General features: G+C 42.5%; 13 protein-coding genes. 5 read left to right on the top strand and 8 right to left on the bottom strand.

Features of this window, described 5'->3' with window-relative positions:
- The first annotated feature begins 64 nt into the window (after window positions 1-64).
- A complete protein-coding gene (locus tag MKZ05_RS04035) occupies window positions 65-1,228 on the top strand; it encodes an MFS transporter (protein WP_003218010.1) in 1,164 nt (387 codons plus the stop codon).
- A gap of 16 nt (window positions 1,229-1,244) precedes the next feature.
- Window positions 1,245-1,745: a GNAT family N-acetyltransferase gene (locus MKZ05_RS04030; protein WP_339161502.1), complete on the top strand. Its 501-nt coding sequence runs from the start codon at window positions 1,245-1,247 to the stop codon at window positions 1,743-1,745.
- A gap of 214 nt (window positions 1,746-1,959) precedes the next feature.
- Here the strand turns inward: MKZ05_RS04030 and MKZ05_RS04025 are convergent, their stop codons facing one another.
- Genes MKZ05_RS04025 through MKZ05_RS04015 form a run of 3 tightly spaced genes read right to left on the bottom strand, consistent with a single transcriptional unit; the run spans window position 1,960 to window position 3,620 of the window.
- The gene (locus MKZ05_RS04025; protein ID WP_044139737.1) at window positions 1,960-2,778 is read right to left on the bottom strand and encodes a YhjD/YihY/BrkB family envelope integrity protein; all 819 of its coding nucleotides are present in this window, start codon (window positions 2,776-2,778) and stop codon (window positions 1,960-1,962) included.
- A gap of 18 nt (window positions 2,779-2,796) precedes the next feature.
- Complete coding sequence (locus MKZ05_RS04020) at window positions 2,797-3,129, bottom strand: YtxH domain-containing protein (protein ID WP_339161501.1); 333 nt, start codon at window positions 3,127-3,129, stop codon at window positions 2,797-2,799.
- A gap of 20 nt (window positions 3,130-3,149) precedes the next feature.
- Complete coding sequence (locus tag MKZ05_RS04015) at window positions 3,150-3,620, bottom strand: low molecular weight protein-tyrosine-phosphatase (RefSeq protein ID WP_050944791.1); 471 nt, start codon at window positions 3,618-3,620, stop codon at window positions 3,150-3,152.
- A 173-nt stretch (window positions 3,621-3,793) separates the two neighbouring features.
- On the opposite strand from MKZ05_RS04015, the gene MKZ05_RS04010 reads away from it, so the two are divergent.
- On the top strand, window positions 3,794-5,149 hold the full coding sequence (locus MKZ05_RS04010) for a sodium:alanine symporter family protein (RefSeq protein ID WP_003218008.1): 1,356 nt from the start codon (window positions 3,794-3,796) through the stop codon (window positions 5,147-5,149).
- 77 nt (window positions 5,150-5,226) lie between these two features.
- Window positions 5,227-5,442, top strand: coding sequence for a DUF1128 domain-containing protein (locus MKZ05_RS04005; RefSeq protein ID WP_003214000.1), 216 nt, complete (start codon window positions 5,227-5,229; stop codon window positions 5,440-5,442).
- Between the two features lie 113 nt (window positions 5,443-5,555).
- On the opposite strand, the gene MKZ05_RS04000 is transcribed toward MKZ05_RS04005, so the two are convergent.
- Window positions 5,556-6,074, bottom strand: coding sequence for a type 1 glutamine amidotransferase domain-containing protein (locus MKZ05_RS04000; RefSeq protein WP_339161498.1), 519 nt, complete (start codon window positions 6,072-6,074; stop codon window positions 5,556-5,558).
- A gap of 254 nt (window positions 6,075-6,328) precedes the next feature.
- Here MKZ05_RS04000 and MKZ05_RS03995 point away from each other — a divergent pair, with 254 nt between their 5' ends.
- Window positions 6,329-10,618, top strand: a complete 4,290-nt coding sequence (locus tag MKZ05_RS03995; protein ID WP_339161496.1) for a multifunctional 2',3'-cyclic-nucleotide 2'-phosphodiesterase/3'-nucleotidase/5'-nucleotidase — start codon at window positions 6,329-6,331, stop codon at window positions 10,616-10,618.
- Between the two features lie 55 nt (window positions 10,619-10,673).
- On the opposite strand, the gene MKZ05_RS03990 is transcribed toward MKZ05_RS03995, so the two are convergent.
- The 4 genes from MKZ05_RS03990 to treP all read right to left on the bottom strand — a co-directional run bounded on the left by MKZ05_RS03990 (window position 10,674) and on the right by treP (window position 15,074).
- The gene (locus MKZ05_RS03990; RefSeq protein ID WP_223251242.1) at window positions 10,674-11,054 is read right to left on the bottom strand and encodes a terpene synthase; all 381 of its coding nucleotides are present in this window, start codon (window positions 11,052-11,054) and stop codon (window positions 10,674-10,676) included.
- A gap of 119 nt (window positions 11,055-11,173) precedes the next feature.
- Window positions 11,174-11,902 carry a trehalose operon repressor gene (gene treR / locus MKZ05_RS03985; protein ID WP_044139741.1) on the bottom strand — a complete coding sequence of 243 codons (729 nt, stop codon included), beginning with the start codon at window positions 11,900-11,902 and terminating at the stop codon, window positions 11,174-11,176.
- 19 nt (window positions 11,903-11,921) lie between these two features.
- Entirely contained in the window at window positions 11,922-13,622 is a 1,701-nt protein-coding gene (treC, locus tag MKZ05_RS03980) for an alpha,alpha-phosphotrehalase (protein WP_282959911.1), read from the bottom strand.
- A gap of 15 nt (window positions 13,623-13,637) precedes the next feature.
- Complete coding sequence (gene treP, locus MKZ05_RS03975) at window positions 13,638-15,074, bottom strand: PTS system trehalose-specific EIIBC component (RefSeq protein WP_106030309.1); 1,437 nt, start codon at window positions 15,072-15,074, stop codon at window positions 13,638-13,640.
- Window positions 15,075-15,224 lie beyond the last annotated feature (150 nt).

Genomic DNA, 15,224 nt, shown 5'->3' with positions numbered 1-15,224 from the left:
CTTTCTATTGAAACCCCTATGGTTCCATTGTACGATGAAAACATGAACTTGTAAGGAGCATCTTATGTCGAGAATTCATTTTATGATTTTAATTTTACTTGTATCTGTATCTGGTTTTTCGCAGGGAGCGTTATTGCCTGTCATTTCGATTATTTTTGAACATGCCGGGACTTCTCCTACGTTAAACGGACTGCATGCCACAGGCTTATATCTCGGCGTGCTGCTAGCATCTCCCTTTATGGAAGCGCCGCTTCGCCGGTTTGGGTTTAAGCCGTTAATTGTCATTGGAGGCGCCGCTGTTTTTTTAAGCTTGTTCAGCTTTGTGTTTTTTGAATCTTATGTTGTCTGGTTCTTCCTGCGGCTCATGATCGGGATTGGCGATCATATGCTGCATTTCTCTACACAGACGTGGGTGACCTATGCGTCGTCATCGAGAAATCGCGGGCGAAATATTTCATTGTATGGGTTATCCTTTGGACTTGGTTTTGCCGCTGGACCTTTTTTAACACCACTCATCGAAATCAACCCATCTTTACCTTTCATTGTTTCCGGTGCTGTTAGTTTATGTATTTGGCTGCTTGTTTTTGTTTTGAAAAATACATATCCAGATACGGGCGAAGTGCAGACGTCAGAGCAGACAAACAGTTTAAAGCGCTTTAAGAAAGCTTTTCAATTTGGCTGGGTCGCCTTTATGATGCCGTTTTGCTATGGCTTTTTAGAAACGACACTCAATAGCAACTTCCCTGTGTATGCACTCAGAAGCGGGGTGACCGTAGATGCAGTGGCGTTTATTTTACCTGCGTTTGCCATTGGAAGTATTGTCTTTCAGCTACCTCTCGGGATGCTCAGCGACCGGTTTGGCAGGCGCCGCATCATTTTATGTGTCACACTCGTTGGATCTTTCTTTTTCTTACTAGCGGGGATTTTCATTCAATCAGTTTTGGCTGTGGCGATTTGTTTCTTTATTGCCGGAATGGCTGTAGGCTCTACCTTCTCACTTGGCATCAGTTATATGACCGACTTATTGCCAAAGCATCTGCTTCCTGCTGGAAATTTGATGTGCGGAATGGCATTTAGTGCGGGAAGTATTCTCGGGCCTGTTCTCGGTGGAATCTTTGTGCAAACGTTTGAAGGAATGAATTTACTTTACCTTGTTAGCATCGTGATATTATTCGTGTTTTTCTGCGTTCGATTTGGGCGAACGGCGGCAGTGGTGGAAAGTCATTAAAATGGAGGGTCGATCTTTGTTTTCATACGACGTCACAAATGAATTGACTTTGGCATCTCTACAATTAGATGATGCGGACACATTATTGGAGCTTATTCAAGAGAATCAGGCTCATTTAGGGGAATGGCTACCGTGGGTTCATCACTGCAAAAGCATAGAGGATGTCAAAACGTTTATTCAATCGACTCAAACCATCTACAATGAACAAAAAGGGTTGGAAGCTGGCATTAAACTGAACGACCAAATTATCGGGGTGTTCCGCCTGACATTTAATCAGAAAATAGGCAATATCGGTTATTGGATTCGTCAAGACGCGCAAGGTCGGGGCATTGTGACAACGATCGTGAAATATATGACAGAAACTTTTTTTTCAAAAGTCGATGGATTTGAAATTTTTTGTCCCGTAGGTCATGTTCGAAGTGAACGTGTAGCAATGAATGCCGGATTCGAGTTAGATCCTCACTATGAGTCAAAGCCTGATGCCGCTTTTATCCTTAAACGATATATACGATTCTGAATTAAAAACTCCCCTGCATCCATGCAGAGGAGTTTTTTTCATTTAGTGATATCCATTTTGCCCGTTCGCACTGCCGCTTGTTTTGTGCTTAGGCTGATGGCCTTTGTTTTGTTTCGTATTGCTTCCGCCTTTTTTCGATTGTTTGGACATATGTGGTTTCCCCCATCCATTCAGATTGAACTTGATCGTTCTTCTTTAGGATGCCCGGATTTCTTTATAGTTTGCCTGGTACGATTTTACGCTTATGTAAAAGCGCATTGAGCTCGCCGCCAAGGATAATCATGATGCCGGTTAAATAAAACCAGATCATTAAAATAATGATTCCCCCAATGCTTCCGTACATCGCACTGTAGTTAGCAAACTCGCCTACGTAAAATGAAAATAGCATGCTGACCAAAATCCATCCAATCGATGCAAAAATGGCACCTGGCAGAACAAATTTTAATTTCAGCCTAATGTTTGGAGCAAAATAGTATAAGGATGTAAAAACAATCAATAAAATCAGCGGGCTAATGATCCATCTCATTGCAGTCCATACGGTGAGAAAGGCGTCTGACTGCCCAACTAATTTAGCGACAAATAAACCGAGTTCTTTGCCAAAGACAGGTAGCATCAGGGCAAAAATAATGGTCAAAACCATCGCGATCGTTAAAATGATCGATGTTAAACGTACGAGAATGAAGGAACGATTTTCCTCAACTTCGTAAGCATGGTTAAATGCTCTGACGACGGCATTAATGCCGTTAGATGCTGACCAAAGGGCGGCAATAATCCCGAACGATAATAACCCGCCATTACGATTATTCAGCGTCTGTTCGGCGATGGATTCAATCATCGAAAGCGCTCCTTCTGGCGCATAGCCAGAAATGACGCTTAGGACATCCTTTGACGTCAGCGGCAAATACCCAACGAGTGTCAGTACGAAGATGAGAAACGGAAATAATGAAAGCAAAAAGAAATAGGCAAGCTCAGCAGATTTTGCCGGTCCTTCATGCAGCAAAAAGCGTTCAATTAACGCTTTAATAAAACCCATACGCCTCATCTCCAATGATCAATCTGTCTGTTTCGATTGAAAGTGCTCCTTTGTTTCTTCAATAATTTCTAATACCCTTGGGGTTGTTTCCTTTAACTGATTGACCTGTTCATTTAAAAATGACAAATCATCTGAGACTGTTCGCATCAGCTGCTTCGTTTCTTCCATCTTTTCTTTCATGCAAGCCGATATTCTGCCTGGCTCCTCACGGTACTCATCAAGCTTTTGCTGGCAGTCATTCCATTTGTCTTTGAGTGCAATTCTTGTTGGCCGATGAAATAAAGTCAGCAATGCGCCGCAAGCTGCACCTAAGAGAGCTCCTCGGAGCACGATTTGATTTTTTTCTTCCATCTCGTCTGATCTCCTTTCAGTTAAAGGTGGTTCTCTTTCTTTACATACGTCAAAAAACGGTCAATTCCTGTTTCAATTAATTCATGGACTTCCTCAAAGTTTCCAGTGTAATAAGGATCTGGCACATCATCTCGATCGTCGTCTTCTACAAAATCAAGAAGACGGCCAATAAAGTGATGTTTCCCATAGCCGGCTATACTGCGAAGTGCCCCTACATTTTCAGCATCCATCGCAATGATATAGTCATATGTTGTGATGTCCTCATCCATGATTTGTCTTGCGGACATTCCTTCATAGCTGATGCCTTTTTCATCAAGCAGCTTTCGCGTTCCTTCATGCGGGGGACTGCCTTGATGCCAGCCGCCAATACCTGCTGAATCAATCACAAAGTGCTCGCTAAGCCCCTCATCTTCTACTTTTTTTCTAAATATGGCCTCTGCCATCGGTGACCTGCAAATATTGCCAAGACACACAAATAACACATGAATCATCCTTCATTCTCCTCCTATCTTTTCCCTAAGAGTTCTTTTCGAAAACCTTTTCTCTATCATATCAAGCCCTTTTTCTTTTGAAAACTTTGCAAGAAAAACTCTCATCGGCATTGACACATTATACAAAAAAAGGAGACACTTTAGGAGAATTGCACAAATAAAGGGGGATACATATGGGATGGGTTGAACAGATTGTCAGCAATATCAATGACGTATTATGGGGACCGCCACTCTTGCTTTTGATCGTGGGAACAGGGATTTACCTGACCTTTCGAGTGCTTTTTATTCAGATTAGGCTGCTTCCCTATTCACTCAAGCTTGCATTTTCAAAGCAAGACAAGACATCAGAAGGTGATATTTCTCACTTCCAAGCATTAATGACAGCTCTAGCTGCAACGGTTGGAACGGGAAATATTGTAGGGGTCGCCTCTGCTGTCATTGCCGGCGGACCAGGCGCCGTGTTTTGGATGTGGTTTGCTGCATTCTTTGGCATGGCGACAAAATATGCTGAAGCTGTTCTTGCCGTGAAATATCGTGTGAAAAATGAAAAAGGCGAAATGTCTGGCGGGCCGATGTATTATTTGGAGCATGGCTTGAAGCAAAAATGGCTTGGGGTGCTGTTTGCTATTTTTGGCGCCACGGCTGCCTTTGGAATTGGGAATCTCGTACAGTCAAATTCGATTTCTGGTGTCATGAATTCAACCTTTCAAGTCCCAACATGGGTCACAGGCATCATCATTACTGTTTTTACTGCCCTTGTGATTTTAGGCGGAATTAAAAGCATTGGCCGGGTGACGTCTATTTTTGTACCAGTCATGGCATTATTCTACGTCATTTGCGGGCTGATCATTCTTGTCATGAATGCCGACCTTGTCCCAGGCGCAGTCGGGCTCATTTTTTCAGACGCATTTACTGGTCAAGCGGTTGCAGGTGGTGCTATCGGTACGGTGATTCGCTGGGGTGTGGCGAGAGGGGTCTTTTCCAATGAAGCAGGTCTCGGGTCTGCTCCAATCGCTGCGGCCGCAGCAAAAACGGATATGCCCGCTCGTCAAGCGCTTGTGTCAATGACGCAAGTATTCATTGATACGATGATTGTTTGCTCCATCACAGGTATTACGATCGTCATGGCAGATATGTATGTCACAGAAAAAAGTGATGCACTCACCTCGTTATCCTTTGCTCATTTCCTCGGTCCAATCGGTTCAACCATTGTGGCCATCGGCTTACTTTTGTTCGCTTATTCCACCATTATTGGCTGGTCATATTATGGCGAAAAATGCTTTACTTATTTGGCGAAAGACTCTTATGTGATGTATTATCGTGTTGTGTTTGTCATCGCTGTCTTTTTCGGTGCCATCTTCAAGAATGATTTCGTCTGGGGTGTGGCAGATATGCTCAATGGGCTGATGGCCATTCCAAACTTAATCGGACTCATCGGTTTATCAGGGGTTGTCGTATTTGAATCCAAACGAATCATTGATAAGATGAAGCAGGAGAAAAAGGAGAAAAACATCTCTGTGTCATCTTAATAGCCCTTTTATTCTTTTGCATTTCTGTTAAAATAGATATATTATTCGACACATATGCAGGAAAGGACGTGCCGCCCTTGTCAGAGCAAAAAGCGGCTGAAGTCAATCAGCTGATTGAAGACATTTCGCAAAAGTTAAATATGCTGAACATTGGAGTCATCAAAGCAGAAGACTTCAGTCCAGACAAATACGAAGATATTGAATTTCTTCACCAAATGGTGATGAAAAAATCTTCATTCAGCCCAAGTGAAATGCAAGCCATCGCAAGCGAGCTAAAAAACTTAAGAAAATAATGGTGCGAAAGGGAAACTGTTTTTATGGTCTACACGCAGTTTTCTTACATCATGCACACAAAAAGCCAGCACCCCGCAAGGTGCTGGCTTTTTTATCCTTTTACAACTGCGGTTTATTTCTCAAGCAGTTTTAATGATTCACGGTTAAAGGCTGGAATGTCATCAGGTGTACGGCTTGTCACAAGCTGATCCTGACAAACGACGACTTCTTCGTCTTTAAATTTAGCGCCTGCGTTTTCCATATCGACTTTGATGGATTTATACCCAGTCGCGCCTCTTCCTTCCAGCGTCTTCGCTGTAATGAGCAATTGCGGTCCGTGACAGATTGCAAATACTGGTTTTTTCTCATCCATAAATGCTTTAGTGAATTGGACGTAACGATCATCTGCACGCAGAATATCTGGTGAGAAACCGCCAGGAATGAGAAGTGCATCGAAGTCTTCAGGCTTCACGTTGTCAATAGACGCATCCACTCTTACTTCTGCCTCTCCTTGCTTCCCTTTCACTGTTTTTCCTTTTTCATTTTCAATGACTGTCAACTCATGACCTGCATCTTTAAAGGCTTTTGCAGGCTCGGTGAATTCAACATCCTCAAAGTAATCTGTTAATACAACTGCAATTTTCTTACCCATGTAGAAACCCTCCTGCTTGATTATCGTTTACACTACACACTATACCCGGGCATGTAGAAATCAAACATCCTATCCCTATCAGAAAACCCCTTATGATAAAAATAAGCATTTAGACTCATTCACATTACCTCAACAAGGTAATTCGTATGATTTATGTTATCTTTACAATAATCTGCAAAAAATAACTACAAAAGTTAACGAAACATTTCTACAATAGGTATTGTGGTCAAAAAAATTAGAAAGGCGGAGATCAGGTGAAGAAGCAAGCACATAGGTCTAAACGAAGGAAAAACCTGTCTATTCTGCTCACTTCCATTATGATGATTAGTCTCATTCTCCCAGCAGTACCTACTCATGCAGAAACAGAAAACGGCAAAGCCGTAAAGGTCAGCATCTTAGCCACAACCGATGTTCATGCGAACATGATGAATTATGATTATTACAGCGACAAAGAAACAAATGAATTTGGTTTGGCAAAAACAGCCGAGCTGATCGACAAGCACCGATCACAAAACCCAAATACACTCCTTGTGGATAACGGAGACTTGATTCAAGGAACCCCTCTTGGAGAATACGTTTACAAACATGAGAAAGACAGCATCATCAATCAAACAAAGGTTCACCCTATTATTCATACACTCAACAAACTAAAATACGATGCAGGAACACTTGGCAATCATGAATTTAACTACGGATTATCCTTCCTTGACGGTACCATTGCGGGCGCCAACTTCCCGATTGTTAATGCGAACGTCAAAAAGCTAAATGGAGAACACCGTTTTACACCTTATGTGATCCAAGATAAAACCTTTAAAGATGCAAACGGAGCCTCACAAACTGTGAAAGTTGGTTACATAGGATTCGTTCCACCACAAATTATGACGTGGGATAAGAAGCATTTAGATGGACAAGTCCAAGTGCAGGACATCGTCGAATCTGCCAATGAAACCATTCCTGAAATGAAAGAGAAAGGCGCAGATGTCATTGTCGCTCTTGCTCATACAGGAATTGAAAAAACCGCTTCACCTAAAGGATCAGAAAATATGATCTTTGACCTTGCCACGAAAACAAAAGGCATCGATGCCATTGTATCAGGCCACCAGCATGGCACATTCCCAAGCGCTGAATATAACGGCGTCGACAAATTCAATGTCTCAAAGGGAACCATCAACGGCATCCCAGTCGTCATGTCAAAAAACTGGGGCAGCTACCTCGGGGTCATTGATTTAACACTAGAGCCTGACGGCAGCAACTGGAAGGTCACAGACGGAACAGGCAAGATCGAATCTGTTGCCGGAGTATCATCTCAAAACAGTACCGTAAAAGACGCCATTCAAACAACGCATCAAAACACACTTGATTACGTGAGAAAGCCTGTTGGCAAAACAGAAGCAGACATTAATAGCTTTTTCGCTCAAGTGATGGATGACCCTTCGATTCAAATTGTGACAGATGCCCAAAAATGGTATGCACAAGAAAAAATGAAGGACACATCGTATAAAAATTTACCGATTTTATCTGCAGGTGCTCCGTTTAAAGCAGGCGGCCGAAACGGTGTAAACTATTATACAAATATCGCAAAAGGAGATTTAGCGATTAAGAATATCGGCGATCTCTACCTTTACGATAACACTGTGCAGATTGTGAAACTGAAAGGCAGTGAAGTGAAAGACTGGTTAGAAATGTCTGCTGGCCAGTTTAATCAGATCAAACCGAACGATGCAAAAGAACAGCCGATTTTAAACGAGGAATACCGCTCGTATAACTTTGATGTAATTGATGGCGTGACATACCAAGTCGATGTGACGCAGCCTGCTAAATACAGCACAACAGGCACACTTCTCAACGCCAATGCCAACCGCATCAAAAACCTGTCTTACAACGGGAAAACCGTCTCTGATAATCAAGAATTTTTAGTCGTAACAAATAACTATCGTGCTTCTGGCGGCGGAGGCTTCCCTCATCTGACGCAAGATAAAGTGGTGCTTGCCTCAGCAGATGAGAACCGTCAAGTACTAATGGATTATATTATCGAACAAAAAACGATCAACCCAAGTGCAGATCAAAACTGGTCTATCGCACCGATCAAAGGCGCAACAGTCACTTTTGAATCTTCTCTTTTAGCCAAACCGTTTGCTAAAGAATCAAGCAGCGTAGACTTTATTCGTAACGCAAGCACAGATGGTCTTGGTGTGTATAAGCTAGCCTTTAAAGACGATGGCACAACAGAACCGCCTACATCAGACAACTGGAATTTAACAGTGATGCATACGAACGATACACACGCACACCTTGATGATGCGGCAAGACGCGCAACAAAGATCAAAGAAGTCCGTGCTGAAAATAAGAACAATATTTTATTAGACGCTGGAGATGTCTTCTCTGGTGACCTGTACTTCACAAAGTGGCAAGGACTTGCCGATCTGAAATTGATGAACTTAATGAAATACGATGCCATGACGTTTGGTAATCATGAATTTGACAAAGGTCCTTCTGTACTCCGTCAATTCCTGACAGGTGATGCATCAGATGTCGATCCGAAAAACCGTCATCAATTTGAAAAGCCTCGATTCCCGGTCGTGTCATCCAACGTGGATGTCTCGAAGGAAAAACAATTGAGTGACTTAGTGAAAAAACCAGCCTCATTTAAAGCTGGTGAGAAAAAAGAAGCCGGGATTTACCCTTACATCCTGCTCGATGTAAACGGTGAAAAGGTGGCCGTATTCGGTTTAACGACTGAAGACACAGCCATTACATCCAGCAGCGGTCCTAACATTCAATTTAAAGATGCGTACAAGAAAGCAAAAGAAACAGTCAACACCATTCAAACAGAAGAAAAAATCAATAAAATCATTGCGTTAACACACATTGGCTACAACCGTGATCTTGAGCTCGCTCAAAAAGTCGATGGGATTGATTTAATCATTGGCGGTCATACGCACACACTTGTAGAAAAATTAAAGGTCGTCAAGAAAAAAGAACCTACGATCGTTGCTCAAGTGAAAGATTACGGACAATTTTTAGGAAAAGTAGACGTAGCCTTTGACAAAAAAGGTGTCATCCAGCCAAAAGAATCTTCTTTTGACCTGATTCCCATCGATGACTCTGTCAAAGAAGATGCAGAGGCAAAAGCGATCCTTGATGGATACAAAGCAGATATTCAAGATTTAAAAACAGAAAAAGTCGGCCATACAGATGTCCTTTTAGACGGTCAACGTGAGCATGTCCGTGCGAAGGAAACGAATCTTGGGAACTTTATTGCTGACGGCATGCTGCAGAAAGCGCAAGAATCAGCTGGAGCTGACCTTGCCATCACAAACGGCGGCGGTATTCGTGGAAGCATCGAAAAAGGTGATATTACGTTAGGTGATATTTTAACGGTGATGCCTTTCGGAAATACGCTTTATGTCGCAGATTTAAAAGGCAGTCAAATTAAAAAAGCACTTGAACAGGGGCTGTCAGGCATTGAGGAAGGCGGAGGTGCATTCCCTCATGTAGCCGGCATTGAATATACGTTTACGCTCAGTAAACCAGCTGGAAGCAGACTGATTGATGTGAAACTGAAAGATCAAAAAGGTCAACTGACAAACATTGATGATGAGAAAACATACCGCGTAGCCACAAACGCATTTGTTGGCACAGGTGGCGACGGCTACAGCGTCTTTACAGAAGCCTCTCACGGTGAAGACTTAGGGTATGTCGACTATGAAATTTTCAAAGAGCAAATTGAAAAGGCAGACGGTCAAATTTCGCCTGTTATCGATCACAGGGTGAAAGAAGTGTTCCTTCCTCGTGCGAAAGGAAAAGGCGCTTATGACATTCAAGATGATAAGAAATTCCAAACGTATGTACAGCATACAAACAAAGCATTGCTCTATTTAGACAAAGCAAGCAAAGTGAAAAACGTTCAATTGTCTCTATCAAAAGCGCAAGTAGCCGAGCTGAAAAAAAGAGAGCAAGATCCAAACGTCACCATCTATCATGACAAAGTGGGACTCGCATTACCGCTCTCAAATTTATCCGAGATAAGCGCAGATATATGGATGACAAAGACGGATAAAGTGAAAAACGCATTAACGGATACGTATGATTTCCAAATCAAACAAGACAAGAAAAAGGTTTCGACCTTTAAAGACCCTGTCACACTATCCTTTACACTAGACGAGCCTCAAAAGGCGAAAAAACCTAGTGTATATTATGTGGATCGCAAGAAAAATCGTTACACCAAAACTAGTAATGGATCATTTGAAAACGGAGTCGTATCAGGTCAAACTGAGCACTTCAGCGAATACACGGTCCTTAACCAAAGCGGGGCAGCTGGAACAACGCCAGATCAAACTGGCGGAGACGGCGGAACAACAGCACCAGGCGGAGGCACGGGTACAGATCCAAACCAAGATGGAACAGGCCTTCCTGGCGGCACATTGCCGAATACAGCCACAATGATGTATACAGCTGTACTGATTGGCGTGCTCATGCTCTCTGCTGGCGGTATCCTATATTACTACCAGCGCAAGCGTACAAGAAAAAATGTATCATCCTAAAGGAAAAGGACAGTGCCCATGCTCTGTCCTTTTCCTCTTTTTTTGGAATAAGATATCAATCTTGAGATAAATAGATCCAATTGCGGTCGTCAAATTCTTTCACATCATCTGACCCTATATGCCGAAGCATCCTATTAAAGAACATCATGTCATTTTCATCATCGACATCATATAAATCCTTTAAAACATAATCTTTCGTAATAAAATTCGTTAAGTTCGTATTATTTACTAAATCAGCAAAAAAACCTTTTACCATCGTTAAATCCTCTTCACTTAATTTTTCATCATTGATAATGGAAATATGAAAAACATTCAAAATCGCTTGTATATCTTCTTCATCCATATAACATAATGGCTCTAGCTTTATGTCTTCTTCTGTAAACGGTTTTCGCGTATCTTCAATGATGACATAACATAAAATCTGATGATCTTTCATCACGCTGAATATTTCTAAGTCCCTTCATTTTAGTGGTCTATTTAATCTCATCATCTTTCCTCCTGAAAATGGTGATCTATTCGTCGTCTACTTCTCCCAAAACCTGAAAAGGACAGAGCCTATGCTCTGTCCACTTTTTCTCTTCTTGCAAAATCGACGAATCTGAAGCGGTCTAATCGGTGACGGCTTTCTGTGTATTGAAATAAACTTGTATCCTCTAAGAACACGTAATTCTTCACGACGACGACATGATCAAACCCGTTCAAATCAAGATACTTGGCGTCCTCTTCTGTACATGGCTCTACCACAAATTCCTTTTGGGCATAGCTGATTGATACACCGAGCTCTCCTTCAATATACTCGTAGATGGATCCTTCGCATATGTCCTTCGACAAGACCGACACATGCTTTTGCAAAAAGTAATCCTTGTCTAAAATCACTTCTTCTCCGCTAATATTACGAGATCGAATGACTTCCCAGACATCCTCCTGCCCATTAATTTTCAGCTGAGACTGAATATACTGATCCGGTTTGATTAAACCAAATTCGTGAACCGTCGTAACGGTCTTTCGGCCAAGCGTTTGGGAAAGTTCTTTAAAGCTGACAAGACCCGAGACTGGGAATTGCATTTTCTCTCGATTCAGCAAGACAGAGCCTTTGCCGCGGATTTTTTGGATATAGCCATTTTGCACAAGGATATTTAATGCCTTTCTTACCGTCTCACGGGATGTGTCATACATCAAGGACAGCTCATGCTCTGATGGCAGAATGCCTTTATCCTGCCATTCACCTTGTTCAATTCGTTTTGCGAGCTGATCATAAATCACTCGAAACTTATTCTCTTTCATTTTCCCTCCGCCCCATTTTCTAGCGTTTGGTTAAATGATAAACGATTGACTCGTATGGACGCAACGTAAATCCCTTCATATCTGCCGGTGCATCCTCATAATTGGATAACAGCACTTGCCCCTCCATCTCATCTACAGCCTGCATAAGCTCATCAGGAAGCGTAAAGTCCGTCTCTTCTGCATAAAAGTGATTGATCACAAGAAGCTTCTCCTCACCGCTTTCTCTCACATAAGCAAAAATCTTTGGATCTTCTGCTAAGAGTAAGGTGAAGCTTCCATATGTGATCACGTCAAGTTCTTTACGCAGCCTGCAAAGGGCTTGATAATGATAGAAAATAGACGACGGGTCCTTTAACGAAGCTTCGACCGAAATGTCGTTATTGGCTGGCTCAATCCAAGGTGTCCCTTTTGAAAAACCTGCATTCTTTTCTGAGGTCCATTGCATCGGTGTTCTCGCATTATCTCTTGACTTGACCTGTAAAATGGCGAGCGCTTCTTCCTTTGATTTCCCTTTTTCAAGCATAACTTCATACATATTGAGTGATTCGATATCGCGGTAAGATGAGATGTCCTCAAACTGAGGATTCTTCATGCCAATCTCTTCCCCTTGATAAATATATGGAGTCCCTTGCATGAGATGAATGGTGGTCGCCAGCATCTTCGCTGATTGCTGATGGTATGTTTCATCATCACCGTATCTTGAGACGATACGCGGCTGATCATGATTGCACCAGAAGAGCGCATTCCAGCCGCCGCCCTCATGCATTTTCGTCTGCCACTCAGACAGAATCGACTTCAATTCCTGAAAATCAAATGGTGCGAGGGCCCATTTTTCTCCGTTTGGATAATCGACCTTTAAATGATGAAAATTAAACGTCATATCCAGCTCCTGCCGATCCGGTCTTGTATACCGAATGCAGTCTGCAATATTCGTTGAAGACATTTCTCCAACTGTCATGCTGTCATATTTCGAAAAAACCTCTTGGTTCATTTCGTGCAGAAACTCATGAATTCTTGGGCCATCCGTATAATACATCCGGCCGTCTCCTTGTACAGATTGTCCGGCGTCATCTAAGAAGCGTTGATCCTTTGAGATGTTGTTGATGACATCCAGCCTGAATCCATCAATTCCTTTTTCAAACCAAAAATGCATGATGTCATATACTTGCCTGCGCACCTCATCCTTTTCCCAATTGAGATCCGCTTGGGTGACATCATATAAATGAAGATAATATTCTCCCGTTTCTTCATCTAGCTCCCAGGCTGGACCGCCGAATTTTGACTGCCAATCATTCGGCGGTGATCCGTCCGCCTTGGGCTCCTTCCAAATATAATAATCTCGATAAGGATTATCCTTTGACTCGCGTGATGCTTGAAACCACTTATGGAAAATGGATGTATGATTGACGGCTAAATCCATGATGACTCGTATGCCTCGATCATGGGCTTCCTTCAGCATGTGTTCAAAATCTGCCATTGTACCGTACATGTCATGGATTTTTGTATAATCACTAATATCATAGCCGTTGTCATACTGCGGGGACTCATACATTGGCGTGAGCCAAATACAATCCGCCCCAAGCTCTTTGATATAATCGAGCTTTTTTGTCACACCATTGATATCGCCTGTACCTGAGCCCGTTGTATCTAAAAAGCTCTTCGGATAAATTTGATAGACCACCGCTTTTTTCCACCACGGTTCGTTCGTTTGTTGTTTCAATTTCATCCACCACCACTAGTTAAGTTCTTGTGAAACATCTTTCTTCTTTTTCAGCTTTGCATACAAAAGGGTTCCGATGAATGGGACGATGAGGACAATGACCATCCCTATCGCAAATGCGCCCCAATATTTCGGGATAATAGAGAAGATTCCCGGAATGCCCCCAACACCAACTGAGCTTGCCAGCACCCCTTGAGAGGCGATAAACATACCAGCTAAACCAGAGCTAATGAGTGCGAAAATAAATGGGAATCGGTAGCGCAAGTTGACGCCAAACATCGCTGGTTCGGTAATTCCTAAGTAAGCAGAAATACTTGATGTGAGCGAGAGACCCTTTTGCTTTTCATCTTTCAAAACAAACATCATCGCAAGTGCGGCTGATCCTTGTGCAATATTAGACAGTGCGAGCATCGGCCATAGAAACGTGCCGTGCAGTTTTGAATTAATCAATTGAATATCAACAGCGAGGAACGTATGATGCATTCCAGTAATGACTAACGCCGCATACAAACCGCCGTATAATAGACCACCAAGTGCTGCGAACTGCTGGAATACAGCGACAAGTCCAGATGTTAACACGTTGCCGATTGCAAATGTAATAGGTCCAATGACGATAAAGGATAAAAAGCCAATAACTAATAACGTAATCGGTGCAACCACTAATAGCTGAATGCTTTCAGGTGTCCGTTTTGTGATAAACAATTCGAGCTTCGCTAGTAAATACGAGGCGACGAGTATCGGAAGAACCTGTCCTTGATACCCTACCTTTTGCACTTCAAGTCCAAACAAATTCCAGACTGGAATCTCACCGGACTTTTCAGCCGCTCCATAGCCCCACGCATTTAATAAGTCCGGGTGTACGAGCATGAGTCCAAGGACCATCCCTAAAAGCGGATTTCCCCCAAACCGCTTCACGGCTGACCAGCCGATTAATGCGGGCAGGAATGTGAAGGCAGTGCCTGCAATCAAGTTGATCATATTCGCTAAATCAGCCCATGCCGGATACACATCGACTATCGATTTTTGATCAAAGAAAATATCAGGAGCTGTTAAAATATTATTAATCCCCATTAATAAACCGGCTGTGACGATGGCAGGAAGAATCGGAATAAAGATATCCGCAAGCGTTTTCACAGCACGCTGCAATGGATTTAATTTTTGATCAGAGGCACGCTTCACGTCCTCTTTTGAGGCTTCGCCAATCCCTGTCTGTTTCACCATTTCGGCATATACCCGATTGACGATCCCTTGGCCGATCACCACTTGGTATTGACCGTTCGCTGAGAAAGATCCCTTCACTTCTTCTATTTGTTCAAGTGCTTTCTCATCAATCTTTCCTTCATCCTTCAGCACAAAGCGCAGCCTTGTCACACAATGTGTCGCTTGATCAATATTTTCTTTGCCGCCGATGGCTTTCACAATCTGATCTGCTGCTGCCTGATAATCAGCCATGCTATCCCCTCCGAGATCGTTTTTTATAAGAAAAAAGAACCAAAAAACTTGTATATACATGTTTGATTATTATTTTATATTTGTATATACATGTAGTCAACAACAAAATGTAGCGCTTTCATAAAAAAGCCCCCTCAATGTGCTCAGGAG

The sequence above is a fragment of the Bacillus sp. FSL M8-0277 genome, from assembly GCF_037975305.1.
GTDB lineage: Bacteria > Bacillota > Bacilli > Bacillales > Bacillaceae > Bacillus > Bacillus pumilus.
This window is presented reverse-complemented; position numbering and strand designations above follow the sequence as displayed.

Coding starts and splice junctions, on each gene's coding strand:
- MKZ05_RS04035 (WP_003218010.1), top strand. CDS start 65: ATGTCGAGAATTCATTTTATGATTTTAATTTTACTTGTATCTGTATCT.
- MKZ05_RS04025 (WP_044139737.1), bottom strand. CDS start 2,778: ATGGGTTTTATTAAAGCGTTAATTGAACGCTTTTTGCTGCATGAAGGA.
- MKZ05_RS04020 (WP_339161501.1), bottom strand. CDS start 3,129: ATGGAAGAAAAAAATCAAATCGTGCTCCGAGGAGCTCTCTTAGGTGCA.
- MKZ05_RS04015 (WP_050944791.1), bottom strand. CDS start 3,620: ATGATTCATGTGTTATTTGTGTGTCTTGGCAATATTTGCAGGTCACCG.
- MKZ05_RS04010 (WP_003218008.1), top strand. CDS start 3,794: ATGGGATGGGTTGAACAGATTGTCAGCAATATCAATGACGTATTATGG.
- MKZ05_RS04000 (WP_339161498.1), bottom strand. CDS start 6,074: ATGGGTAAGAAAATTGCAGTTGTATTAACAGATTACTTTGAGGATGTT.
- MKZ05_RS03990 (WP_223251242.1), bottom strand. CDS start 11,054: ATGAAAGATCATCAGATTTTATGTTATGTCATCATTGAAGATACGCGA.
- treR (WP_044139741.1), bottom strand. CDS start 11,902: ATGAAAGAGAATAAGTTTCGAGTGATTTATGATCAGCTCGCAAAACGA.
- treP (WP_106030309.1), bottom strand. CDS start 15,074: ATGGCTGATTATCAGGCAGCAGCAGATCAGATTGTGAAAGCCATCGGC.